Origin of the sequence: Leadbetterella sp. DM7, assembly GCF_040829825.2 — a bacterium.
In the GTDB taxonomy this organism is placed as follows: Bacteria; Bacteroidota; Bacteroidia; order Cytophagales; family Spirosomataceae; genus Leadbetterella.
This window is the reverse complement of record NZ_JBFOLH020000001.1, coordinates 183685-206421: the sequence shown is the minus strand read 5'-3', so window position 1 is coordinate 206421 and position 22737 is coordinate 183685. Positions and strand designations below refer to the sequence as shown.

Below are 22737 nucleotides of genomic sequence, written 5' to 3'. Positions count from 1 at the left end.
GCAATCTTTTCGGCCATTTCCTTTTACGGTCTCGCAATTCTTCCTAGTTTTGCGTTTATTTAGATTTAATATAAATACATAATGAAGAAGATAATTTTGAGCCTGGCTCTGCTGGCCGGGCTTGCCGTTTCGTGCAATACCTCATCAGAGAAAGCGGAAGAAAAGAGCGGGAAGAAGATCGTATCCCTCAGTGGTGCTGTCACGGAGACAATCGCTGCCCTGGGGGGTGAAGACCAGCTGGTAGGCGTGGATGTTACCAGTACTTTCCCGGAATCGGTGAAAACCCATGCCTCTGACCTGGGCCATATCCGGAGCATTACGCTGGAGCCCATTGTAGCGTTGCAGCCTGATGTGGTGGTGGCCGGTGCCAAAGAGTTTAACCCTGAGCTGCAGGCAAAGCTGAAAGAGGCCGGTATTGAGGTAAAGCTGGTTGAGCAGGAATATTCGGCGCAGGGTGCCAAAAATCTTATTCATACGGTAGGAGAATTATTGGGGAAAGCCGATACGAAATCATTAACGGATAAAATTGATGCCGACCTGGCCCAGGTTAAGCCGTTTGAAAAAGCACCCAAAGTACTCTTTATTTATGCGCGGGGCGCGGGTACTTTAATGGTAGCCGGCGATAAAACCCCGTTTACAGAGGTTGTGAAGCTGGCCGGCGGTGAAAATGCCGTAACCGGCTTTGAAGACTTTAAGCCGCTTACGCCTGAAGCCCTGGTACAGGGCAACCCCGACGTGATTCTCTTGTTTGATTCAGGCCTGGCCAGCCTGGGCGGTATAGACGGCTTACTGGCGGTGCCCGGTGTAGCCCAGACCACTGCCGGAAAAAATAAGGCGATAATTTCTCTTGACGGCGGCCTGATTTCTAATTTCGGCCCGAGAACCGGAGAGGCGGCACTTGCGCTGAACAAAGCCCTGGCAGAGAAAGTTAAGTAAGCTGTGTTGAAGAATAAACTGCCCTTGTACCTGTTGATCTCGTTCCTGGTGCTGCTGGCGCTGGCCTGGCTGTCGCTGCACATGGGCGTATACCGGTTTGAGGAGTCTTCCGTCATAAAAATCCTGGGGAGCTTTCTGCGCGGAGACCCGTCGGTACCGGCTACAGATGCGTATATCATCGGGAAAGTGCGGCTGCCCCGGGTAGTGATGGCTATGCTGGTAGGAAGCATCCTGGCCGTTTCGGGTACCTGCCTGCAGGGGATCTTCAAAAACCCGCTGGCAACCCCTGACCTGATCGGGGTTACTTCGGGAGCCACGCTGATGGCGGCCGTTACCATTGTGCTCGGAGAGTCGGTGCGGCCGTTTATCCCGGAGGCCCTTCATTTTTCATTGGTCAGCATCGGGGCGTTCATCGGTGCGTTGGGCGCCATCTCTATGGTATATAGCATTGCTTCAGGAGGTGGAAAGACCAATGTGGTCATTATGCTGCTGGCCGGTGTGGCCATTTCTTCGCTGGGTTTTGCCCTTGTGGGCTTTATGACCTACCTGGCCAAAGATGACCAGCTCAGGGATCTCACCTTCTGGAACCTGGGCAGCCTGGGCGCTGCTACCTGGACCAAGAACGGTATCCTGGCGGTAGTGATACTGGGTACCTACAGTTACCTGATCACCAAGGGCAAGGCCCTGAATGCGATGATGCTGGGCGAGAAAGATGCAGAACACCTGGGAATACGCGTAGAAAGCGTGAAACGCCTTACCGTGCTGTTCTCTGCCCTGATGGTGGGAACAGCGGTGGCATTTTCGGGTAGCATTGGCTTTGTGGGACTGATCATACCGTATATTCTCCGGCTTTTGTTCAGCTCGAACTATACGGTGATCCTGCCGTTATCTGCCGTATGGGGAGCCGTGCTTCTGCTGGCTGCCGATACGGTCAGCCGTACCCTCGTGGCTCCTTCAGAGTTGCCAATCGGTATCCTGACGGCCATTCTGGGTGCGCCGGTATTTATTGCTATCCTGGTGCGGTACAAAAAATCAATGTAATGGTAAAAGGGCATAAAATATCCTACTCTCATAAAAACTATTCCATCCTGAAAGGGGTGGATGTGTCGGTAGACTATGGCGATATGCTGGTGATCGTGGGGCCGAACGGTGCAGGGAAATCGACCCTGCTGAATGTGCTGGCCAATGAGATATCGCGGAATACAGAAGATATTTATTTCAAATTGAAGCGTTTCAGAGAATGGGACGTTTTGGATTTGTCAAAAAATAAGGCCAAATTTTCCCAGCACCACAACGGGGATATCCCCCTGCCCGTACGGGAGGTAGTGCTGATGGGCCGCTACCCGTATTTTGATTCGATTCCCCGCCCTGCCGATCTTGAGGCCATAGAAGAAGCCATGAAAGAGGTGGGCATATGGGATTTAAGAGACCGGGAGTATAACCTGCTGTCGGGAGGAGAGAAGCAACGGGTTCACCTGGCGCGGGTGATGACCCAGATGAGAAACGAAATAGCGCATAAGCTGGTTTTGCTGGATGAACCGCTGAACAACCTGGACGTAAAACACCAGTACCAGGTGCTGGAGCTGATGTCGGGTTTTGCCAAAAAGGGAAACACCGTGGTCACCGTGCTGCATGACCTGAACCTGGCCGCCCGGTTTGCTACCCGGGTATTGATGATGAAAAACGGTACGGTACTGGCCCAGGGCGCGCCCGGCGAAGTACTTACTGCTGAGATTATATCGGAGGCCTATGGTTTCCCCTGCAGCATATGGATGCACCCGGTTCGTCAGCAACCGGTTATTTTATTCGGAAATTAAGATATTTTAAATTTTGTTATAGGAATATGGAAACAACACTAATGTCATTGAAAGAGAAATGGGAAGCGTTAAAAGCGGAAAATCCCCGGTTAAGGATACGGAATGCGGCTGAGAAGCTGGGCGTAAGCGAAGGAGAGCTGTTGGTGACCGACCTGGGCAACGGGGTTACCCGCCTGCGGAACGAGTTTGCTCAGATACTCACCGGGGTGGAAAGCCTGGGAAAAGTAATGGGACTGACCCGGAATGACGAGTGTGTGCATGAGCGGAAAGGCGTTTACCTGAACGGTGATTTCTCAAACCCGCACGCCCAGATTTTTGTAGGAGATGATATTGATATGCGGATTTTCCTTTCGGCCTGGGCGTCGGCTTTTGCCGTTACAGACGGAGATAAGAAAAGCCTGCAGTTTTTCGGGAAAGACGGTTCTGCAATTCATAAGATTTACCTGACCAAAGACAGCAACCCGGAAGCGTTTGATGCTTTGGTAGAGAAATACCGCTCTGACGACCAGGTTTCAGCGCTTGCCGTAGAGGAAATTCCTGCGCCGGCACCGGAAAAGCCCGATAGCGAGATCGATACGGAAGGATTCAGACAGGCCTGGCTGGCGCTGAAAGATACCCATGATTTCTTTGGTCTTCTGAGAAAGTACAAGGTGACCCGTACCCAGGCTATGCGCCTGGCACCCGACGAATACCACGCCCGGAAAGTAGGGAACGAAAAAGTGGCGGAGCTGCTGGAAAAAGCGTCAAAAGCAGATTTTCCCATTATGGTTTTTGTGGGGAACCGGGGAAATATCCAGATCCATACGGGAGAAGTGAACCGCCTGCTGTGGCACGAAAGCTGGATCAACGTGATGGACCCCGATTTTAATCTTCACCTGGATACTTCCAAGATCCATGAAACCTGGGTGGTCAGAAAGCCTACAGAAGACGGGATGGTGACTTCCGTGGAGGTGTTTAACCGGAAAGGAGAAATTATTGTCCAGTTTTTCGGAAAACGTAAGCCGGGAATCCCCGAGCTGCCCGAATGGCAGGCGCTGGTAAGGTCACTGGAGGGGTGATAGAGCAAAAATTTATATTTATGGAATAGCCGTGAGCGTTCAGCAATCAGCTATCAGCAATCAGCTTTCAGAAATTGGGCCATGAATCAGCGTCCGCCGCTGCGGTTTATTGCTGATAGCTGATAGCTGAAGGCTGAAAGCTAAAATTTTATACAAATGAAAAAAATATTCGCCTTATGCCTGTTCCTGGCTGCGGTGTCATTGCATGCCCAGGAATTGCCGGCTTACCGGATTTATAATTCGAAAGGAAAAGCCGTTGATTTCGGTAAGATGGTCAGGCAGCTGGAGAAGTACGATGTGGTGCTGTTTGGTGAATACCACAACAGCTCTATTGTACACTGGCTTCAGCTAAAAGCTACCGAAGAGCTGTACAACCGGGCAGGTGACCGGCTGCTGCTGGGAGCCGAAATGTTTGAACGCGACAACCAGGAAGCCATAAACCGTTACCTGAAAGGAGAAACAGACGATAAGAAGCTGGCAGAGGAGGCCAGGTTGTGGCCCAATTATAAAACCGACTACAAGCCCCTGCTTGATTTTGCCAAAAGCAAAAAGCTTCCGATGGTGGCTACCAATGTGCCGCGCCGTTATGCGTCGGCAGTAGCTAAAAAGGGTATAGACAGCCTGTACCTCGAAGCTTCCGAGAAAGACTGGGTTGTACAATTGCCGTTTACCGTTACCCTCGAAACGCCGGGTTACGAAGAGATGAGAAAGATGATGGGCGATCACGCCGGGGGCAAAGCCATGAATTTTGTGGCCGCCCAGGCCATTAAAGATGCTACCATGGCCGAATCTATCCTGAAGAACCTGCAACCGGGCCGGATTTTACTGCATTATCACGGCGATTTTCATAGCAAAGAATACGGGGGTATTTACTGGTACCTGAAACAGGCGCGTCCTGACCTGAAGATTGCCGTGATCTCGGTGGCTGAAAGTGAAGAGCAGAAGCTGCCCCTGCCGGCTGATTTTGTGAAGACCGATTTTAACCTGGTGGTTCCGAAAGATATAACCAAGACCTATTAATTTGGATGGGCGGCAGGACAGACCTTAAGGCCTGTTCCTGCCGCCCGTTTATTCCTCCCTGTAATTTATTCGATGGCCGTTGCCAGCTCTACCCGGATGCGGGTATAATACAGCGTGGTAGCTGCTTCAAAGCCCGAGTCGGTACCCACTATGATCCACAGGTTACCGTCTTTATCGGTTTTGCCGGTGAATTCGCCCGAGCGGGTAACCAGGGTATATTCGGGAACGGATTTCCCGTTGGAAATGTTACCGATCACCTTCATGTCGTCACCGTCAGTGGCCTGCTGTATTTTGGAAATGTTCATCCGGTAATGGCCGTCTGCAGGATCCAGTACTTTTTTGGGTTCTTCAGAAGCCAGGCCTACTCCCATATACACGCTGTGTGCGGGCGAGCCGCCCACGCCCACTGAGCCTTCAGCGGCGTTGGTGGCAAACTGTACGGTAAACGTGCCCTTGTATACCTGGTTGGGCAGGCCCATGCTGACTTTCCGGGTCAGGTACATGAAAAGGTCGTCACTGTGATTGTTACCGGAAATCCGTACTGCTTTTTTGGTGGTATCCAACGGTGAGGGCAGAAAGGAGTGGGTTACGGATAATCCCCAGTCTTCTTCCACGCCTTCGGGGTAATCGGCAAACCCGCCGATCCAGTCGGTAGTGGAAGAGTTAAAGCTGTGGTCAATAATTATCGACATACGGTTGACATCAGCATCGTTCTTACATGCCATACACCACATCACCCCAACTACTGCAATAACTTTTCTCATATATATTTTGTTTGATTAGTATATTACAGAGACCCGGATACGGCTGAAAAGGTTGGAACGGGTGCGGGAATCAATATCCCACACTCGTATTATCTGCCCGCGGATCGGAGGCTCCTTCCAGGCGGCCGTCGGGATATACCAGGATACAGTCCATCCGGCCGAGCGTACCGTTTTGAGGATCCATGACGTATCCTTTTTTACGAAGCTCAGCAAGGGTTTTATCTGAAAAAGCCCCTTTTTCAAATACTGTACGATCAGGAAGCCACTGGTGGTGAAATTTCAGCGCATTCACCGATTGCTGCATGGTCATCTTGTGATCGATCACGTTGAGAATGGTCTGGAAAATGGAGGTCATGATGGTGCTTCCGCCCGGTGTGCCTACCACCATGAAGAGCTTGCCGTTTTTCTCAATGATGGTGGGTGTCATACAGCTCAGCATACGCTTGCCGGGGGCAATTTCATTGGCTTTGTTACCGATCAGCCCGAACATGTTGGGCACCCCGGCTTTGATAGAGAAATCGTCCATTTCATTGTTCATCAGGAAGCCGCCGCCTTCTACAATGACTTTAGACCCGTAGGCCCCGTTAATGGTGGTGGTCAGTGAAACGGCATTTCCTTCCTTGTCTACTACAGAAAAATGGGTGGTTTCCATCGATTCATACCCGGGGATATCACCGGCCCGGATATCGGAGCTTTTGGAGGCTACTTCGGGATTAAAGTCTTTCCAGCGTTCTTTCAGGTAAGCGGCCGAGATCAGCTTGTCCAGGGGGATATCAATGAAATCGGTGTCTCCCATCCACTTTGCGCGGTCGGCGTAAACCCTTCTTTCCGCTTCAATCATTACCTGGGCTGTTTTTTCCGAGTTCCATCCCCATTGCTGCAGCGGGTATTGTTCTACCAGCTTAAGCATCTGGATGAGGGCGACCCCGCCGCTGGAAGAAGGGGCCATGGAGACTACTTTGTGGCCGCGGTAGTCGGATACCAGGGGCTTGCGCCAGGCTGATTTGTATTGTTTGAGGTCTTCGTGGGTGATGATGCCGCCGCCTTTTTTCATTTCGGCAACCAAAAGATCAGCGGTTTTGCCGCTGTAAAATCCTTCCCGGCCTTTATCCCGGATTCTTTTCAGGCATTCGGCCAGGTCTTTCTGCACCAGTAGGTCACCTTTTTTCCACTCGGTACCGTCGGGTTTGATGAAATAGGTAAGCTGAGGGCCGTTTACTTCCAGGAAAGTCTTTTTGTAGCTGTTGAGCCCGCGGGCTTCTCTTTCGGTAAGGATAACGCCTTCTTCTGCCAGCCGGATGGCCGGGCCGAGAATCTTTTCCCAGGCTATTTTTCCCAGCCTGCTGTGCATTTCCACGGTGCCGTCTACCGATCCGGGCACCCCGCTGGCGAGATGTCCTTTCAGGCTGAGGCCTTCTATAACATTCCCGTCTTTGTCAAGGTACATGTCGCGGTGAGCTGCCAGGGGGGCTTTTTCCCGGAAATCAATGGAATGGTATTTCCCGCTGTGCTCACGGATCACGGCAAAACCGCCGCCGCCCAGGTTACCGGCAAAGGGGAAAACCACTGCGAGGGCGTAATGGGTAGCGATGGCGGCATCAACGGCATTGCCTCCTGCCTGCAGAATCTCCAGGCCGGCTTTTGAGGCTTCTTCGTGGGCGGAGGCCACCATGCCGTTTTTCCCGAATACCCCTTGCTTATCGGAGTAGAACGGGCGGGCGTCGGGGTCTTCCACAAACAGGGTGAAGAGGTCTTTTGAAGGCTCTTTCCGGGGCGCATTTTTACATGATCCGACCAGTAACAGCGTAAGCAAACTAAATACAATAAATGAGAATCCGGTTTTCATTGGTTCCAGGTTTTTCCGCCAATCCCTAAAATTGACCGTTGGTTTGTTCTAAAAGTATATTTGGTAAAAATAAGGCTTGAAACTACATATTTTTTAATGACTTTTACAATAAAAATATAGGTAAATGCTTTTTTTACGGCTTACACTTGAAAGTTTCCGTTTTGCCTGGCAGGCCCTGCGCTCTAATATTTTGCGCACGGTGCTTTCTCTCCTGGGGGTTACGGTGGGTATTTTTTCGATTATCGGGGTGTATACCATGGTAGACTCGCTGGAAACCAATGTGAAAGCCGGCCTGAGCTCTATCGGTAGCCAGTCGATTTACATCGAGAAGTTTCCCTGGGGCATCGGTGAGTCGGAATACCCCTGGTGGAAGTATTTTATGCGGCCCCAACCTACTTACCGGGAGTTCAGGAGCCTGAAGAATACCCTGAAAGAGGCCGATGCCATTACCATTATGTCGTGGAATTCGGCCATTGCCAAACGAAAAAGCAACAGCTTCAGCAGCCTGGTGCAGGGCGTATCCTTTGAATACGACCTGATCAACGAAACCCCGATCGAAAAAGGGCGTTATTTCCTGGAGCAGGAGACAGACGCGGCCCGGCCGGTGGCCATCCTGGGCGCCAGCGTAGCAGAAACGCTCTTTGGAGATGAAGACCCGATCAACCAGCGAATTAAGGTAAAGGGAGAAAATTTTACGGTGATAGGCGTGGTGGAGAAGAAGGGTAAGCAGATGCTGGATGTGGGTGGAAACCCCGACGACAAGATATTTATTCCTTTCCTGAAGCATAAGCGGATGTTCAGCTCGGGAAACCTGACGGGAACCATACAGGTGAAGGCCAGGGATGTGGATGGCGGACTGGAGACCCTGGAGAGCGAGGTGAAAGGGCAAATGCGTACGCTGAGAGGACTGAAACCCCTGGCCGACGACAATTTTGCACTGAACCGGCCCGATGCGCTGGTGAATTTTATGACCACTATTTTCTCGTCTATCCGTACGGGCGGCTTCGTGATCGGTTTGTTTGCCCTCCTGATCGGCGGCTTCGGTATAGCCAATATTATGTTTGTGTCGGTGAAGGAGCGTACCAATATCATTGGTATCCAGAAGTCGCTGGGGGCCAAGAATTTTTTCATTTTGTTCCAGTTCCTGTTTGAGGCCGTGTTTTTATGCCTGCTGGGCGGGCTGATCGGCTTGTTGCTGGTGTATATGGCCAGCTTTATCCAGCTGGGAACCATGGATATTGTTCTTACGCCGTCGAATATGATCTTCGGCCTGGTAATCTCCAGCGTTATCGGTGTGGTAGCGGGGCTGATACCGGCGTTCCAGGCAGCCAATATGGATCCTGTGATTGCTATCCGGGCCAAGTAGAATACCGGGAAACAGAACGCGGACGGGTAAGAGGCATTGCTAAAATTATGTGCCTCTTACCCGTTCGCGTTTTACCGGTGCCTCCCTGCCGGGGTTAGCTGAACATCATCCGGAGATGCCTGCCTGCCAGGCCGGCAAAGCCCGTGGTCAGACCGGCTACGAGGGTAACAATGGTCAGGATGAGCGCCAGGCTGGGCACATAGGCCAGCAGGGCATTGTCGCCCGTAAAGAGGGCGCCGATCTTATCGACCAGGTTTTCTTTTCCTGAGAAGGCCAGGATAAGCGAATAGCCTGTCCAGAGGGTCACCCCGGCTGCTGCAGACACCCAGAACGCCTGCCGGGTGGTTTTGGCTTTCAACGCGCAGATCAGGCAGGCTACCAGGGGCAGCACCCACCAGGGCCCCACAAGGGAGCCGACGGCTCCTAAAATTATAATGAGTAAGTACAACATCACTTCTTCGGGTTAATAATCACATTTTTGAGATGCTTGCTGATTTTTTCATCTTTGGTCTTCATAAAGATCAGCGGGTTCAGCTTACCCTCTGCCCAGTCGTCAATCATGTTATCGTAGTATTTGCTTGACGGCCTTCCGGACTGCCCGCCGGGGTATAGTCCGTAGGCGCGGGGCCATTCTTTGTCGAGCTCAACCACCATTCGCCAGGAAGGCCCGGTGCGAGAGGTAGAGGCATTGACGATCTGGCTTCCGCCCCCGTTTTTAATGGTAGCCCGGCTGAAGCTTTTAAAGGCAGGTACGAGGTGATTGATGCTGGTATTTTTAACTTTGTACCAGGCCCAGTTTTCTTTATTCATGGTGCCGTGATGCCGGGTAAGCGAGTCGAGCGAGGCCTTGAAGCTGCCCAGAACGATGTAGTCGTAGGTTTCCACCGTATCTGCGGTATTGATGTTGTCAAACCACCGGCCGGCCGGCTCAGTGGTGACCAGCTGGGCTGTCCGGTCATTCGACGGGTACAGCATATTTTTCTCTGCCGGAAATTCATCGTCCCAGATCCACCGGGTCAGTTCTGCCGCCCAGGTTTCAAAGATAGTGGCGGCTACGGAAGTGGCGGTATTCTGCCTGTTCCATTCTTTCAGAAGCTTTATGGAAGGCAGCATATCCGGGGTAGAGTGCTTTTCGAGCACCGGGATCAGCGAAGGCAATATCCTTTCGGCCATCAGGTTGTAGTTATCGTTCTGAATGCTCCTCAGGCTGTCGGCATTGGCGTTGGTAAGATGGGTCAGCCGGTCATTGATCCGGCGTCCGCGGTAAGCCGGGGCAAATCGCCAGCCCAGGTAATACGGGTAGGTAGGATCGGTAGAAAACTGGTTGGCCGAGCTTACAAAACCGCGGGGCGGGTTTTTCACTGTAGGGTTTTGCTCGTACGGAATATACCCCTGCCAGTCGTGTTCGGGGTTGGTGCCGTCCAGGATGAATTTTCCCTGGTCTTTCCATTTCAGGGGCAGCTTGCCGTTTACGGTTATGGCAATGTCGTTCCCGTTGCTGGCAAAGATAAAGTTCTGGGCCGGGGCCGAATAAACGGCCAGGGCTTTCCGGTAATCGTCGTAATTATGCGCACGGTTCAGGGCCAGGAACGTAGACAGGTCGGAGCCTGCCGTATAATGGGCTATCCATTTCATGGCATGCCCGGCAGGAGCATTTTTTCCGTAATTGTCTTTTTTATCCTCGTTGTATACTACCGGGCCGTGGTGGGTATAAACCAGGGTATCCTGCACCACTTTCCCGTTTTTAAACCGGAATTCTTCGATATAAATTTTGGTGGGCTTCCACTGGTTGTCGTGCCAGTATTCTTTTTTGGAGCTGTCTTTGAACCGGATCTGGTAGAAATCCATGACGTCGCTTCCCACGTTTGTTACGCCCCAGGCCACGTCTTTGTTGAAGCCGATGACGATACCGGGGCAACCGGGCAGCGCCACACCGTATACATTAACCCCGGGAGCCGAGAGCTGCATCTGGTACCAGATGGAAGGCAGGCTGAGCCCCAGATGCGGGTCATTGGCCAGGATAGGCAGGCCTGTGGCCGATTTGCTTCCGCTGATGGCCCAGTTGTTGGACCCGATGCCCGGATCGGGCCGGGTGATGTACTGGCTGAGCAGCTCTTTCTGCAGCGGGGGAAGCGTCACTTCGGGAACTTTCACCTTTTCCGGTGTGAAGTTCCACGGGGTACCTGAGGGAATGATGGGCGACTCTACCGAAGGATAGTCGGGGAAGAGGTCGTTCACGGTCTCCATGCCGTATTGGGCCAGCACATTGGTCAGCCGGAAGTCGTCGCTCTGGCCGTTTAAGGTCTGGCGCATGTTCATGAGCATCAGGATGGTCTTCAGGGGAGTCCATTCTTCGGGTTCGTAGCCCAGGATCTTATATTCCACAGGTAATTTTTTATAATTCAGCTGGGAAATATAGGTATTCACACCGGCGGCATAGGCCGTGAGTATACGCCAGGCTTTTTCGTCCTTTTTCTGGTTTTCCACGATTTCCTCGGCGGCACGGGCCATGCCCAGGCGCCGGTTATAGCGGTCAAACTCAAAGGCGGTTTCGCCTACTACTTCGGTCAGGCGGCCGGAAGAAACCAGGGTATAGAACTCCATCTGCCAAAGCCGGTCTTTGGCCACAAGATAGCCCTGTGTAAAGTACAGGTCGTCTTCATTGGCGGCAAAAACATGGGGTACGTAGTTGCTGTCATACACTACTTTTACGGGTTCATTTACACCTTTCAGGAAGATTTCTTCCGAAAGGTCTTCCTCCTGGGTGGTATTCTGAAGAAAACCGTGAAAAGGGCTGAAAAATTTCCCCAGGGGCGGAACGCTGCCCAGGGGCTTGTTAAAAAAGTAAATCAGTGCTATGGCGACCAGCGGACTCCACAGAAATTTAATAAACTTCATACGGTTATTCGGGTTGATGTTCTTTTCGCAACAGGTCGTTTACGGTTTTTACCGGGTTAAAGGTAATCAACGGAACCTCTACAAACAAGGTATTCCAGTCGGCCATGGCCCCGTTCCAGAGGCCGGGCAGCTCCTGGGCTTTGAGGGTCTTGCCGCTTTGTGATTTTTCGGTGATAAAGCCGGTTTTATCGTCCCGGAATCCGGGTAACGGGTAATATTCTTTCCGGTGATCGCGGAAAGAGCAGATGAGATCTACCGGGTTAAAGTGGGTAGCGTTTTCAAAGATGGCTTTCTGCTTTTTATTTGCCATGTCAAACTGGGCCGATTCAACCACCTGGAGCGAAACCGAGCCGTCTTCATTGGCTACCCAGAAAGGGCCTCCGCCGGGTTCTCCCACATTTTTTACCATGCCGCATACCCGCAGCGGGCGCTTCAGCTTGGCCAGTACAAATTTCAGCTTTTCTTCAGCGGGCCAGAGCCTGAAACCTTTGGGCGGGTCTACGTTCAGCTCATTTTTCAGGAAACGGGCGGCTTTATTGATCATGAAAACGCTGGGATCGGGTTTTTCCAGGCGTTTGATGAAGTAGAATATTTTTTTCTGGTAGTCGAGAAGCAGGCCGGCCAATGCTTTTTTATAGCGGATGGTCTCTTCTTTCAGGTGATCGGGGACTACGTTATCGATGTTTTTAATAAAGATGACGTCTGCTTTAATGTCGTCCAGGTTTTCGAGGAGCGCCCCGTGGCCTGCCGGCCTGAAAAGCAGCTTGCCGGAACCGTCGCGAAAAGGATTGTTTTCGAGGTCTACGGCTATGGTGTCGGTAGAGGGCTTCTGCTCGGAGAAGGTGATGTTGTATTTAACACCGAATTTTTCTTCGTAACGGCTCTTTACCTGGTTAATAAGAGCTTTGAATTTGCGCTTGTGCTCGGGCGAAACCGTAAAATGCAGCCTTACTTTTCCTTTGTTATTGGCATACAGAGCGCCTTCCACGAGGTGTTCTTCCAGGGCCGTGCGGGCTCCGTCGGGATAAAGGTGGAACTCGAGCAGCCCTTTAGGCAGATTGCCGTAATCCAGCCCGTTTTTACCCAGCAGGGCTTCCAGCTTGTGCTGCAGCGAGTGCTCCTGCAGGTGACGGGAAAGGCTGCTGTAGAAGGCGAACTTCCCGATCTCTTTATCAAACTGTTCCACTGATTTGTCGGTTTTCCCTTCTTCTTTGGCGGCGTAAAGGGCTTTGAACATCCGGCTGGCCGCACCAGAGGCCGGGACAAATTTCACCAGGCTCTTTTTGGGCGCCTGAGCATCAAATAACCGGATGTAGTTATTGAGCTCTTCTTCCGGAAGCCGGATGATGCCGTCGCCAATGGTAGCCGCCTTCACGGCATTGATAAACGGGAAACCCGTTTTGAAGTTTTCAATCTGGTTCTGGATGGTCAGGAGATCGCTATTGCGGTCTTTTATCTGTTTAAGGTCTTTTTCTGTAAAACTCATCGGGTTAATTTCGGATTAAGAAAACCAATTTATGTAAAAACTTATTAAAACCGCAAAATTTAAAAGAAATATTAAAAAAATGTACCGGGACGGGTGATCCGGGGGATATTTTCAGGGGCAGGAACGCCCGTTCCCCGTACGGAAGTCCGGGGATATTGAAGTTATTTGCGGGGCAGAAAACAGTTATCCGCGTGCAAAAAGCTGCCCGATCTTGCCAAGCGGTTTCATCCAGAGGGTATACCACCTGGGCTGCAGGTCATTGATCTTCCAGGCCTTGCGGTCTTCGCGGTTGGCAATGTACCGGTGCCGGAGCGAGGCGCTGCTGGTGCCGCCTACCCGCATGGTCATGAGGGTGGCCGGGATATGCTGGCTGCTCAGGTTGTTTTTGTACAGCATGCGCAGCATCAGCTCGTAGTCGCCTGCGCAGGTAAACCCGGTTTTGTACAGGCCGTATTTTTCGTAGGCTGGTTTTTTGAGATAGAAGGCAATATGGGGGGGCATCCACCCTTTCAGCCAGTTTTCCCGGTTGTAGGTTTTGTCTTTCCAGAAGCGCACCACCCGGGTGGTATCTTCGGGGTCCACAAATTTGACATCGCCGTAGGCCGAGTCGGTAGGGTTGCGGCTGAAGGCTTCTGCTACCCGGGTCAGCACTTCGGAATCGGGGTAAAAATCATCGGCTCCGATAATGCCGACCACTTCTCCCTGAGCCATGCGTACGCCTTTGTTCATGGCGTCGTATATTCCTTCGTCTTTTTCTGAAATGTAGCGCAACCGGTCTTTGTATTTCTCGAGGATCGCTACGGTGCCGTCGCGCGAGCCGCCATCCACCACAATATACTCCACATGGGGATACGATTGGGCCAGAACGCTCTGAATGGTTTGCTCAATGGTTTTTACGGCGTTATAGCAGACCGTTACGATGCTTATTTTCATAGACCGGCAATAAAAAAACAAAATTAACACACCTTTCCGCAACTTCCGTACGGGCGGGGCTTATTTCGTTTACCCTGCATACCGGGTTTGAATAATTAAACGGAAAGCTCTATTTTTGATCATCCTGCCGGCTCAGGGTCTGCAGGATAGAAAGAAAAGGCCGGAAGAAGTCAACAATTCCGGTATTTTTTCGTACTATTAAGTAAATACACCCATGCTTATGACCCGATACGAGTTTCTGAAATCATGTGGCTTTACCGGCGGGGCACTCTTTGCCCTTCTTTCCTGCGTGAAGGAAGAAGACAGCTATGTGGAAGCACTGACCCGGAACCCCGACGGCTCTTTTATGAACCCTGACGGCACGTTGGTGGGTGGAGGCACGGAAGGAGGCGGCCCCGATGAAAGCTTCCTGGTGAGCACCGAAGAGCTGGAAGGCATTGATTTCCTGTACCGGGTAGATGTGACCAATGCCTTGTATGCCCGGCTGCTGATCCGTAACAATTACGTGGTGGTGGGCAATACGTTTGTGCTGGCGCTGTCACGCGAGGGGCGCTATATAGCGGCCACAGTGGTATGCTCACACGAGAACAACCGCACGGTGACCTATCGTAACGGGGAGTGGTATTGTCCGCAGCACGGTGCCCGGTATTCCATGACCGGTGCCGGCCTCAACGATTACGGTGCCAGGGGGATTAAAGTATATAAAACCGCCTTTGACGGCCAAACCATTGTCATTTATGAATAGCATCATTACCGTTCTGCTGGGTTTTTTCTGGCTTTCAGGCGGATGGGGAAATAACCTGGAAAAGGCGCTGGCAGATGCCGGCCCGGCCCACAAGCTGGTGATCCTGAATTTTTCGGGCTCTGACTGGTGCGGCCCCTGCATACTTCTGAAAAAAGAGGTTTTTGAGTCGGAAGAGTTCAAACGGTTTGCCGATACGGGGCTGGAGCTGGTGCGGGCGGATTTTCCCCGCCAGAAAAAGAACCAGCTGCCGAAAGAGCAGGTAAAATACAACGAGTCGCTGGCGGAGAAGTATAACCCGGCAGGGAAATTCCCGCTTACGTTATTGCTTTCGCCCGAGGGGAAGGTACTTCGTATGTGGGAGGGCTACCCGAAAGACCTGACCACGGAACAGATGATCAAAACCATTCAATCGTATCGGTAAATGTTCTGGTCGAGGAAATTAAAGCTTATGGGCAACCGCTTCGTCATCAGCATTGATGAGGATTCGGAAGCGGCGGCGGCGGAGAAGATCGACCGGGCGGTGGAAGAGATATCGCGGATAGAAAGGCTTTTGACCACTTTTTCAGACAGCAGCATGACCAGCCGTGTGAATGCACAGGCGGGTGTGCAGCCGGTGGAAGTTCCGGAAGAGTTTTTTTACCTGGTGAAACGCGCCCGGGGCATTTCTGACCTGACAAGGGGTGCTTTTGACCTTTCTTACGGCTCAATAGACAAGAGATTGTGGAATTTTGATCAGACCCTGACAGCCCTGCCCACGGCCGAGGCCCTCCGGAACCTCCGGCTGATCAATTACCGGAACATTGTGCTCGACGATACCCGCCAAACGGTCTTCCTGAAAGAGAAAGGCATGCGTATCGGCTTCGGCGGGATAGGAAAAGGGTATGCGGCCGACCGTGCCAGCCGGCTGCTGAAAGAGCTGGGCGTGAGCAACGGGGTGGTCAATGCCAGCGGCGACCTGAAGACCTGGGGTACATGCAACGGCCGGCCCTGGACGATCTCCGTGGCTGATCCTGATGCTCCGGCCTTCCCGTTCTCCGAGCTGGAAGTAGGAGAAATGGCGGTGGCTACCTCGGGAACTTACGAGAAGTATACGGTGATTGACGGGAAAAGGTATTCTCATACCATCAACCCGCGCACAGGCCTGCCGGTGTCAGGCATTAAGAGTGTAACGGTGATCTGCCCCTATGCCGAGCTGGCCGATGCCATGGCTACGCCGCTGGCTGTACTGGGTGTTGACGAAAGCCTGGACCTCATTAACCAGATGAAAGATATAGCCTGTATTATTATTGACGACGATAACCGCCTGTTCACTTCTAAAAACCTTTGCGCATGAAACAGCTTATTTTCTTTTTACTGGCGGCATGGAGCACGTTTTCGTGTGTACCGGTCAAAGAATACCAGAAAAGTAAGATCAATGACGCCGAAATGACCCTTTCCAACCGGAACGTGGAAAAGTTTGAAAGCAGCTTTTATTTGTACCGGGAAGGGGCCGGAGGGGCGAATGGCGGGAAAAGCGGCGGCGGCTGCGGATGTAACTGAGCTAATTGTATACCTTATGAAAAAACTCGTACTGTCAGCAGGGCTTCTTGCCTTTCTCTGGACTTCTTCCCTGAAGGCCCAGGGAGTTGCCGATACCTTGACTTCTCCCGTGCGGAAGCTTACTTTTGAAGAGGCGAATTTTGTTTCTTCTTATTATTCCCAGACGGGGAACAACGCAGCGGTTACCGGCGGAACGGGTTCTGAGAAGCTGACAGACGTGGGGGGCGGCTTTAACGTTACTTTTTCGATGCTGGACCGGAAAAGCCGGAAAAACTCGTTCACGCTGGATGCTTCCATTGAAAAGTATACTTCGGCGTCTTCTGACCAGATTGATCCCGCTACGGTTTCTTCGGCTTCCCGGACCGACGAACATTTTTACCCGTCGCTGGTATGGAGCCGTAAGAATGAAAAGACGGGCCATACGTTCGGCTTAAGCGCGGCGTATTCTACGGAGTTTGATTATAAGTCGTATGGCGGCGGCTTGTTTTATACCAAGACAGCCCCGGACAATAACTCGGAGTTTACCGCCCGGCTGAATGTTTTTCTGGATACCTGGAAGATCATCCTGCCGGCCGAGCTGCGCCCGGAGGGCTATCCTACCGGTGCCCGCGAAGATTCAAAGGGTATTCCCTACAAGCCCCGGAATTCGTATAACCTGAGCTTCGGTTATTCACGGGTGATCAACCCTGATCTCCAGCTGATGCTGATGGTAGATCCCTCTTACCAGGAAGGGCTGCTCAGCACGCCTTTTCACCGGGTATATTTCAACGATAATTCTCTCCGGGTAGAAAAGCTGCCCGGCAAAAGAATGAAGCTTCCGGCCAGTATCCGGGCCAATTATTTTGCGGGAGACAGGCTGGTACTGCGCAGCTTTTACCGTTTTTATGCCGATGACTGGGGCATGACGGCTCATACAGCCAGCCTGGAGACCGTGTTTAAGGTGAGTCCTTTCTTTTCGGTTACGCCGCATTACCGGTTTAACGCCCAGACCGGAATTGATGATTTTGCTCCTTACGGGGAAAGCTCGCCGGTATCTGAATACTATACAAGCGACTTTGATTTGTCCAAATTTTCCAGCCATTTTGCCGGTTTGGGCTTCCGGTTTTCCACCCCCGGCGGTATATTGGGAGTAAGCAGCTGGAAATCAATGGAGTTGCGGTACGGATATTACGGCCGGTCAACAGGTCTGAAGGCCCATATTGTATCGCTGTCGGTGCAGTTCAGATGAGTCATTAAAACCGTAGGATTGGTCGCTTTAAAATGAGGTTTGGTCTATCCGAGGCCATTTCAAATAAACCTGCGTGCTTATTTTGTGTCAAAATTCTTGGTAATAAAGCAATACAATAATCATGTCACGGAAAATTCATATTCTTATAGGAATATTAATAAGCACTTCCACTTTTGCCCAATGGGGCCCTCCGGGTGGCGGAGGCAGAAACCAGGAAAGGGTACCGCCTAACCGCCAGCAGAACACAGAGCTGAACCTCGATGTAGCGCCTAAGGGCAACTCGAAGATCAGCGGGAATATTGTGGACCAGGAGCTGACCACTGCCGTAGAGTTTGCCAGTGTGGCCCTGCTGGATGCAGCCACGGGACGGGCCATTGACGGCACTATGGCTGACGATAAAGGAAAGTTTGAACTGAAAAAGGTAGCCGAGGGTACGTATAACCTGACCGTTTCTTTTGTAGGGTATGAGACCCTGAAGATTGAAAAGATAAAAGTAGAGAAGGGAAAAGACGTAGACCTGGGCGTTATCAAGCTGAAATCCAGCTCAATTACGCTGGAAGGAGTGGTGGTAACCGGTGAAAAACCCGTTATTGAGGAGAAAGTAGACCGCCTGGTGTACAATGCCGAAAGAGATATGACGGCTGCAGGCGGCGATGCTTCGGATGTGCTGAAGAACGTACCCATGCTAAGCGTGGACCTTGACGGGAACGTGTCGCTGCGGGGTAGCGAGAATATCCAGGTGCTGATCAATAATAAGCCGTCTACGATTGTGGCTTCGAGCATTGCCGATGCCCTGAAGATGATCCCGTCTGAGCTGATCAAGTCAGTGGAAGTGATTACTTCGCCCTCAGCCAAATACGATGCCGAAGGAACGGCCGGTATCATTAATATCATTACCAAGAAATCTACCCTTCAGGGACTGAACCTGAACCTGAACGGTGGTTTGGGGAACCGGGCTTCCAACCTGGGCTTTAACGGGAATTACCGGACCGGTAAGCTGGGTATTTCTTTCGGCGGATTCGGCCGGATGAACTACAACAAGTCTAAAAACGAGAGCTTCAATGAAAACCTGGTGACGGGGCTGCGCACCGATCAGCTGTCTACAGGGCGCAATAACGGCATGTTCGGAAGATACAATATCGGGTTTGATTATGACCTGGGCAAAGGCCAGACCCTTTACGGAGGGGTAGCATTCGGAACCCGGGCCTTTAACCGTTTCAACGACCAGAATTTCACGTATTTCGGGAGAGATTCACTGACCCATGCACAGACCCTCCTGAGGAAGGAGCTTCGCGACCTGGATGCCCTTAACAGGGGGCTCTCTATAGATTATACGCTGGATTATGTTAAGATATTCCAGCCGGGAACCGAGTGGTCGGTGTCGGCCATGTACAGCCAGAGCAAAGACAGGACGGATAATTACACCAATTATCTTAACGGGAATACGATTTACAAGAAGCAGTGGAATGACAACGACAACATGAACAGCGAGCTGGCCTTCCAGACCGATTTCCTGAAGTCGATCGGCAAAAACCAGCAGCTGGAGGTAGGGGCCAAGAGCCTGAGCCGGACGATAGACAGCAAGTACCTTTACCTGTTGTCGGAGTCTTCCGTGAGCCAGGATAAAGATAATTTTGACAACCTGCCTGAAGATCCCCGGAACCCGGGCGGAGGACTGAAGTATAACCAGAGCATTTATGCGGCTTATGCAGCGTATACCTATTCTACGGCCAGCAAGCTGACCATGAAAGCCGGCGGACGTTTCGAGTATACTACGCTGGATGCTACCCAGACCATCAACCAGGTCGGTTCAGATGTGCCGGTGAAGCAGTATTTTAAGGATGAATACCCGGTGTTTGTGCCCAGCCTGAATATTTCGAAGCCTTTCGGTACTTATACAACCAAGCTGTCTTATAACTACCGTATTCAGCGGCCGGGACTACGGCAGGTTAACCCGAATATCAACCTGGCCGACCCGTTGAACATCAGCATGGGTACTACCGACCTGGTGCCGGAAAAAACCCATAATGTGGAGCTGAGCGTGAGCAAATCTATCGGGCAGCGTACCTACCTTACCCTGTCTACGTTCGGCCGGTATTCCGGGAACAACATTACACGGGTAAGCATGACCGCCGAGGGGGCTGCGGCCCGTTACCCGCAGATCCCCGAGCTGCAAAACCTGGATCCTTCTGCTATTGTGACCACTTTTGAGAATATCGGGAAGGAGACCACACTGGGTGGAAACTTCTTCGGTAATATCGGGATCAACCGGAACTGGTCGTTTACCACGAATTTTGACATGTATTATGTGAATATTGAGGGTAAGGAGTTCAAAGGCGACCGCATGGTAGACAGAACTACCGACGGTGTGGTGGTCAGCGCCCGTTTGTCTACCAACCTGAAGCTGGCCGATAAGTGGTCGCTGCAGGCCAACGGTGGCTGGAGAGGCCGTCGGGTATCGCTACAGGGAGAAAGCGCAGCTGTACCTAACTATGCGCTGGCCGTCAGGTACGATATCAATAAAGCAGCCAGCATAGGACTGGGTGCCGATAATTTCTTCGGGGGAATAAAGATGAAAAACAATTCGGCTACCAGCCAGTTCATTTCCAACAGCACCTCGTATATGTACAACCAGAATATCCGGCTTACGTTCTCGTATAAAATGGGGAATATGCGCTTTGTGCAATCGAAGAAGAGAGGTATCAGCAACGACGATACGAAAGGCGGCGGTGATGAAGAATAAATGCATAAAAAAGGGGGCCGCGGCCCCCTTTTTTATGTTCAGATGAATCTGGCTACACCTGCATGATATCGGCTTCTTTTGCCGCCATCAGCTGGTCAATTTTTTCAATAAACTGGTTAGTCAGCTTCTGAACGCGCTCTTCGCCGCCTTTGATGGCATCTTCTGCCACGCCGTCGTTTTTCAGCTTCTTCAGGTCGTCGTTCATTTCCTGCCGTACTTTCCGGATATTTACTTTTGCTATTTCAATTTCATTTTTTACCCGCTTTACCAGGTCACGCCTGCGGTCTTCTGTCAGAGGCGGTACATTGAGGCGGATGGTCTCGCCGTCGTTAGCCGGGTTTAAGCCTACATTGGAATTGATGATGGCTCTTTCAATATCCGATATGATCTTTTTTTCAAAGGGCTTGACCTGGATGGTCCTGGCGTCAGGGGTGGTTACCGATGAGATCTGTGCCAGGGGCGACATTACCCCGTAGTATTCCACCATAACACCGTCCAGCATATTCACGCTGGCTCTTCCTGCCCTGATTTTGGTTAACTCTATCTGTGTGTGCTTCAGCGCCCTGTCCATCCCGTCCTGGGCCATGTCAAGAATTAAATCAATTTCCTCCATATTCTGTATTAACTGTTAAGTATAGCGTAATTAATTTACCAGTGTTCCTATTGCTTCGCCCTGTACCACCTTCAGGAGGTTGCCGGGTTGGTTCATGTCAAAAACGATGATCGGTAGCTTGTTTTCTTTGCATAAGGTAAAAGCGGTCATGTCCATTACCTTTAAGCCTTTGGCGATCACCTCGTCGAAGCCGATGCTGTCAAATTTTACGGCATCGGCGTTTTTACGCGGATCATCGTTGTACACGCCATCAACGCTGGTTCCTTTCAGGAGAATTTGCGCGCCGATTTCAATGGCCCTGAGGGCGCCTCCCGAGTCAGTAGAGAAGTAAGGGTTACCGGTACCGGCCCCGAAGATCACTACCCGGCCTTTTTCAAGGTGACGGATGGCCCTTCTGCGGATAAAGGGTTCTGCTACCTGCTCCATTTTGATGGCTGAAAGCAGCCGGGTTTTCAGGCCTTCTGCTTCCATGGCGCTCTGGATGGCCATGCCGTTGATAACGGTGGCCAGCATGCCCATGTAATCGCCCTGAGAACGGTCGATACCTGATTTGGAGGCTGCACCCCGGAAGATGTTTCCGCCGCCGATCACAATGGCTACTTCGCAGCCTATTTTTACCACTTCAGCTACCTCTTTGGCATAGCTTTCCAGGATGTCGGGATTAATGATCTGGCTTTTATCTCCGCCGTTGAGGGCTTCGCCGCTTAATTTCAGGAGTATTCTTTTGTATCTCAGAGACATGAAACTTTATTTTTTGACAAAGATAATTTCTAAATCGTCAAATTAAAAGACTACTTTGAAACCTTCTTGTTCAGGATAAAGATACTGAAGAGAATGATCAGCATGCCCGAGAGGTGAATGATGCCTACCTTTTCGCCGTCGGCTATACCGGCAATCATGGCCACTACCGGGATGAGGTAGGTAACGGAAGAGGCGAAAACCGGGGTGGTGATTTTGAGAAGGTAGTTGTAAAGAATGGCTGCGAGACCTGAGTTGACTACTCCCAGTACCAGGAAATAGAAGATATAGACGGTGTTTTCGGGGAGGAATATCTTATGAAAGAAATCGGTGAAAGCCAGTATTCCCAGCGCCGGGAGCCCCATCAGGCCTATTGAAAATGAGCTGATGATAATGGGTCTTACTTCCGTCAGGTGATAACTCAGGATGTTGGTGTTGGTTCCGTACATCATGGTAGCCACCAGCACCAGCAGGGCATAGGGGTTATTCAGGTCAATAGAGAACTCTTCACCGCTTGATATCAGAAGCAGGCTCCCGATAAAACCGAGAAAAATACCGATAAACTGGTACCGGTAGATGTGTTTCCTGAAGAAGATCCAGCCTACGAGGAGTACAAAAACCGGTGTGGTGGCGTTCAGCGTTCCCGACAGCGAGCTGCTGATCCTGCTTCCTGCCGTACCGAAGACAAGGGCGGGTAAAAGATAGCCGAGAAGTCCTGAGAGGGCAATGGGAACGGCTTTGCGAACGGGAAAATCAGCCCGGTATTTAACCGACCAGGGGAGGAGAAAGAGCGCTGCCACAAAAATCCTGCCTGCGCCGATCTCCATGCCGGAAAAGGCAGCGGTCAGTTTTTTTATAAACAGAAACGACAGCCCCCATGCTACCGCCAGTACGATCAATATGACCAGGGATTGATTTTTACGAGACACCCTTTAATTTTTCCGAAATGTAGGATAATTTCTCTTCCTGAGGCCCGGATCCGGCCTGAAAGAAATTAAAAGTTCAAT

21 protein-coding genes are annotated in these 22737 nt (G+C 51.4%); 12 read left to right on the top strand and 9 right to left on the bottom strand.

The window, feature by feature from the left end; all coding sequences use genetic code 11:
• Positions 1-81: 81 nt before the first annotated feature.
• The 5 genes from AB2U10_RS00875 (at position 82) to AB2U10_RS00855 (ending at position 4831) form a co-directional block, all read left to right on the top strand.
• On the top strand, positions 82-936 hold the full coding sequence (locus tag AB2U10_RS00875) for a heme/hemin ABC transporter substrate-binding protein (RefSeq protein ID WP_367914284.1): 855 nt from the start codon (positions 82-84) through the stop codon (positions 934-936).
• Between the two features lie 3 nt (positions 937-939).
• A complete protein-coding gene (locus AB2U10_RS00870; RefSeq protein WP_367914285.1) occupies positions 940-1977 on the top strand; it encodes a FecCD family ABC transporter permease in 1038 nt (345 codons plus the stop codon).
• The gene (locus AB2U10_RS00865) at positions 1977-2753 is read left to right on the top strand and encodes a heme ABC transporter ATP-binding protein (RefSeq protein WP_367914286.1); all 777 of its coding nucleotides are present in this window, start codon (positions 1977-1979) and stop codon (positions 2751-2753) included. The genes AB2U10_RS00870 and AB2U10_RS00865 overlap by 1 nt, the downstream gene beginning before the upstream one ends.
• Positions 2754-2779: 26 nt before the next feature.
• A complete protein-coding gene (locus AB2U10_RS00860; RefSeq protein WP_367914287.1) occupies positions 2780-3811 on the top strand; it encodes a hemin-degrading factor in 1032 nt (343 codons plus the stop codon).
• A 156-nt stretch (positions 3812-3967) separates the two neighbouring features.
• A complete protein-coding gene (locus tag AB2U10_RS00855; protein WP_367914288.1) occupies positions 3968-4831 on the top strand; it encodes a ChaN family lipoprotein in 864 nt (287 codons plus the stop codon).
• Between the two features lie 65 nt (positions 4832-4896).
• Here AB2U10_RS00855 and AB2U10_RS00850 read toward each other — a convergent pair whose 3' ends face one another.
• Positions 4897-5595 (bottom strand): hypothetical protein, encoded by a 699-nt coding sequence (locus AB2U10_RS00850; RefSeq protein WP_367914289.1) that lies wholly within the window; start codon positions 5593-5595, stop codon positions 4897-4899.
• Positions 5596-5665: 70 nt separating this feature from the next.
• Entirely contained in the window at positions 5666-7441 is a 1776-nt protein-coding gene (gene ggt, locus AB2U10_RS00845) for a gamma-glutamyltransferase (RefSeq protein ID WP_367914290.1), read from the bottom strand.
• Between the two features lie 124 nt (positions 7442-7565).
• On the opposite strand from ggt, the gene AB2U10_RS00840 reads away from it, so the two are divergent.
• Entirely contained in the window at positions 7566-8807 is a 1242-nt protein-coding gene (locus AB2U10_RS00840) for an ABC transporter permease (protein WP_367914291.1), read from the top strand.
• Between the two features lie 94 nt (positions 8808-8901).
• Here AB2U10_RS00840 and AB2U10_RS00835 read toward each other — a convergent pair whose 3' ends face one another.
• The 4 genes from AB2U10_RS00835 to AB2U10_RS00820 all read right to left on the bottom strand — a co-directional run bounded on the left by AB2U10_RS00835 (position 8902) and on the right by AB2U10_RS00820 (position 14124).
• Positions 8902-9258 (bottom strand): hypothetical protein, encoded by a 357-nt coding sequence (locus tag AB2U10_RS00835; protein WP_367914292.1) that lies wholly within the window; start codon positions 9256-9258, stop codon positions 8902-8904.
• Entirely contained in the window at positions 9258-11705 is a 2448-nt protein-coding gene (locus AB2U10_RS00830) for a penicillin acylase family protein (RefSeq protein WP_367914293.1), read from the bottom strand. Before AB2U10_RS00830 ends, AB2U10_RS00835 begins: the two co-directional genes overlap by 1 nt.
• A 4-nt stretch (positions 11706-11709) precedes the next feature.
• Positions 11710-13191 carry a DUF4301 family protein gene (locus tag AB2U10_RS00825; protein ID WP_367914294.1) on the bottom strand — a complete coding sequence of 494 codons (1482 nt, stop codon included), beginning with the start codon at positions 13189-13191 and terminating at the stop codon, positions 11710-11712.
• Positions 13192-13374: 183 nt separating this feature from the next.
• Positions 13375-14124, bottom strand: coding sequence for a glycosyltransferase family 2 protein (locus tag AB2U10_RS00820; RefSeq protein WP_367914295.1), 750 nt, complete (start codon positions 14122-14124; stop codon positions 13375-13377).
• 220 nt (positions 14125-14344) lie between these two features.
• Here AB2U10_RS00820 and AB2U10_RS00815 point away from each other — a divergent pair, with 220 nt between their 5' ends.
• From AB2U10_RS00815 to AB2U10_RS00790, 6 genes are all read left to right on the top strand, one after another.
• Positions 14345-14869 (top strand): QcrA and Rieske domain-containing protein, encoded by a 525-nt coding sequence (locus AB2U10_RS00815; protein WP_367914296.1) that lies wholly within the window; start codon positions 14345-14347, stop codon positions 14867-14869.
• Positions 14862-15290, top strand: a complete 429-nt coding sequence (locus AB2U10_RS00810) for a thioredoxin family protein (protein ID WP_367914297.1) — start codon at positions 14862-14864, stop codon at positions 15288-15290. The genes AB2U10_RS00815 and AB2U10_RS00810 overlap by 8 nt, the downstream gene beginning before the upstream one ends.
• 27 nt (positions 15291-15317) lie before the next feature.
• Positions 15318-16202: an FAD:protein FMN transferase gene (locus AB2U10_RS00805; RefSeq protein ID WP_367914298.1), complete on the top strand. Its 885-nt coding sequence runs from the start codon at positions 15318-15320 to the stop codon at positions 16200-16202.
• Positions 16199-16408, top strand: a complete 210-nt coding sequence (locus tag AB2U10_RS00800) for a DUF4266 domain-containing protein (protein ID WP_367914299.1) — start codon at positions 16199-16201, stop codon at positions 16406-16408. The genes AB2U10_RS00805 and AB2U10_RS00800 overlap by 4 nt, the downstream gene beginning before the upstream one ends.
• Positions 16409-16424: 16 nt before the next feature.
• Entirely contained in the window at positions 16425-17636 is a 1212-nt protein-coding gene (locus AB2U10_RS00795; RefSeq protein ID WP_367914300.1) for a DUF3570 domain-containing protein, read from the top strand.
• A gap of 121 nt (positions 17637-17757) precedes the next feature.
• Positions 17758-20379: a TonB-dependent receptor gene (locus AB2U10_RS00790; protein WP_367914301.1), complete on the top strand. Its 2622-nt coding sequence runs from the start codon at positions 17758-17760 to the stop codon at positions 20377-20379.
• A gap of 52 nt (positions 20380-20431) precedes the next feature.
• Here the strand turns inward: AB2U10_RS00790 and frr are convergent, their stop codons facing one another.
• Genes frr through AB2U10_RS00775 form a run of 3 tightly spaced genes read right to left on the bottom strand, consistent with a single transcriptional unit; the run spans position 20432 to position 22659 of the window.
• Positions 20432-20992 (bottom strand): ribosome recycling factor, encoded by a 561-nt coding sequence (frr, locus tag AB2U10_RS00785; protein WP_367914302.1) that lies wholly within the window; start codon positions 20990-20992, stop codon positions 20432-20434.
• Between the two features lie 30 nt (positions 20993-21022).
• Positions 21023-21733, bottom strand: a complete 711-nt coding sequence (gene pyrH / locus AB2U10_RS00780) for a UMP kinase (protein ID WP_367914303.1) — start codon at positions 21731-21733, stop codon at positions 21023-21025.
• A gap of 50 nt (positions 21734-21783) precedes the next feature.
• Entirely contained in the window at positions 21784-22659 is an 876-nt protein-coding gene (locus tag AB2U10_RS00775) for a DMT family transporter (RefSeq protein ID WP_367914304.1), read from the bottom strand.
• Positions 22660-22737 lie beyond the last annotated feature (78 nt).

Coding starts and splice junctions, on each gene's coding strand:
- AB2U10_RS00875 (WP_367914284.1), top strand. CDS start 82: ATGAAGAAGATAATTTTGAGCCTGGCTCTGCTGGCCGGGCTTGCCGTT.
- AB2U10_RS00865 (WP_367914286.1), top strand. CDS start 1,977: ATGGTAAAAGGGCATAAAATATCCTACTCTCATAAAAACTATTCCATC.
- AB2U10_RS00860 (WP_367914287.1), top strand. CDS start 2,780: ATGGAAACAACACTAATGTCATTGAAAGAGAAATGGGAAGCGTTAAAA.
- AB2U10_RS00855 (WP_367914288.1), top strand. CDS start 3,968: ATGAAAAAAATATTCGCCTTATGCCTGTTCCTGGCTGCGGTGTCATTG.
- AB2U10_RS00850 (WP_367914289.1), bottom strand. CDS start 5,595: ATGAGAAAAGTTATTGCAGTAGTTGGGGTGATGTGGTGTATGGCATGT.
- ggt (WP_367914290.1), bottom strand. CDS start 7,441: ATGAAAACCGGATTCTCATTTATTGTATTTAGTTTGCTTACGCTGTTA.
- AB2U10_RS00840 (WP_367914291.1), top strand. CDS start 7,566: ATGCTTTTTTTACGGCTTACACTTGAAAGTTTCCGTTTTGCCTGGCAG.
- AB2U10_RS00835 (WP_367914292.1), bottom strand. CDS start 9,258: ATGTTGTACTTACTCATTATAATTTTAGGAGCCGTCGGCTCCCTTGTG.
- AB2U10_RS00830 (WP_367914293.1), bottom strand. CDS start 11,705: ATGAAGTTTATTAAATTTCTGTGGAGTCCGCTGGTCGCCATAGCACTG.
- AB2U10_RS00825 (WP_367914294.1), bottom strand. CDS start 13,191: ATGAGTTTTACAGAAAAAGACCTTAAACAGATAAAAGACCGCAATAGC.
- AB2U10_RS00820 (WP_367914295.1), bottom strand. CDS start 14,124: ATGAAAATAAGCATCGTAACGGTCTGCTATAACGCCGTAAAAACCATT.
- AB2U10_RS00815 (WP_367914296.1), top strand. CDS start 14,345: ATGACCCGATACGAGTTTCTGAAATCATGTGGCTTTACCGGCGGGGCA.
- AB2U10_RS00810 (WP_367914297.1), top strand. CDS start 14,862: ATGAATAGCATCATTACCGTTCTGCTGGGTTTTTTCTGGCTTTCAGGC.
- AB2U10_RS00805 (WP_367914298.1), top strand. CDS start 15,318: ATGGGCAACCGCTTCGTCATCAGCATTGATGAGGATTCGGAAGCGGCG.
- AB2U10_RS00800 (WP_367914299.1), top strand. CDS start 16,199: ATGAAACAGCTTATTTTCTTTTTACTGGCGGCATGGAGCACGTTTTCG.
- AB2U10_RS00795 (WP_367914300.1), top strand. CDS start 16,425: ATGAAAAAACTCGTACTGTCAGCAGGGCTTCTTGCCTTTCTCTGGACT.
- AB2U10_RS00790 (WP_367914301.1), top strand. CDS start 17,758: ATGTCACGGAAAATTCATATTCTTATAGGAATATTAATAAGCACTTCC.
- frr (WP_367914302.1), bottom strand. CDS start 20,992: ATGGAGGAAATTGATTTAATTCTTGACATGGCCCAGGACGGGATGGAC.
- pyrH (WP_367914303.1), bottom strand. CDS start 21,733: ATGTCTCTGAGATACAAAAGAATACTCCTGAAATTAAGCGGCGAAGCC.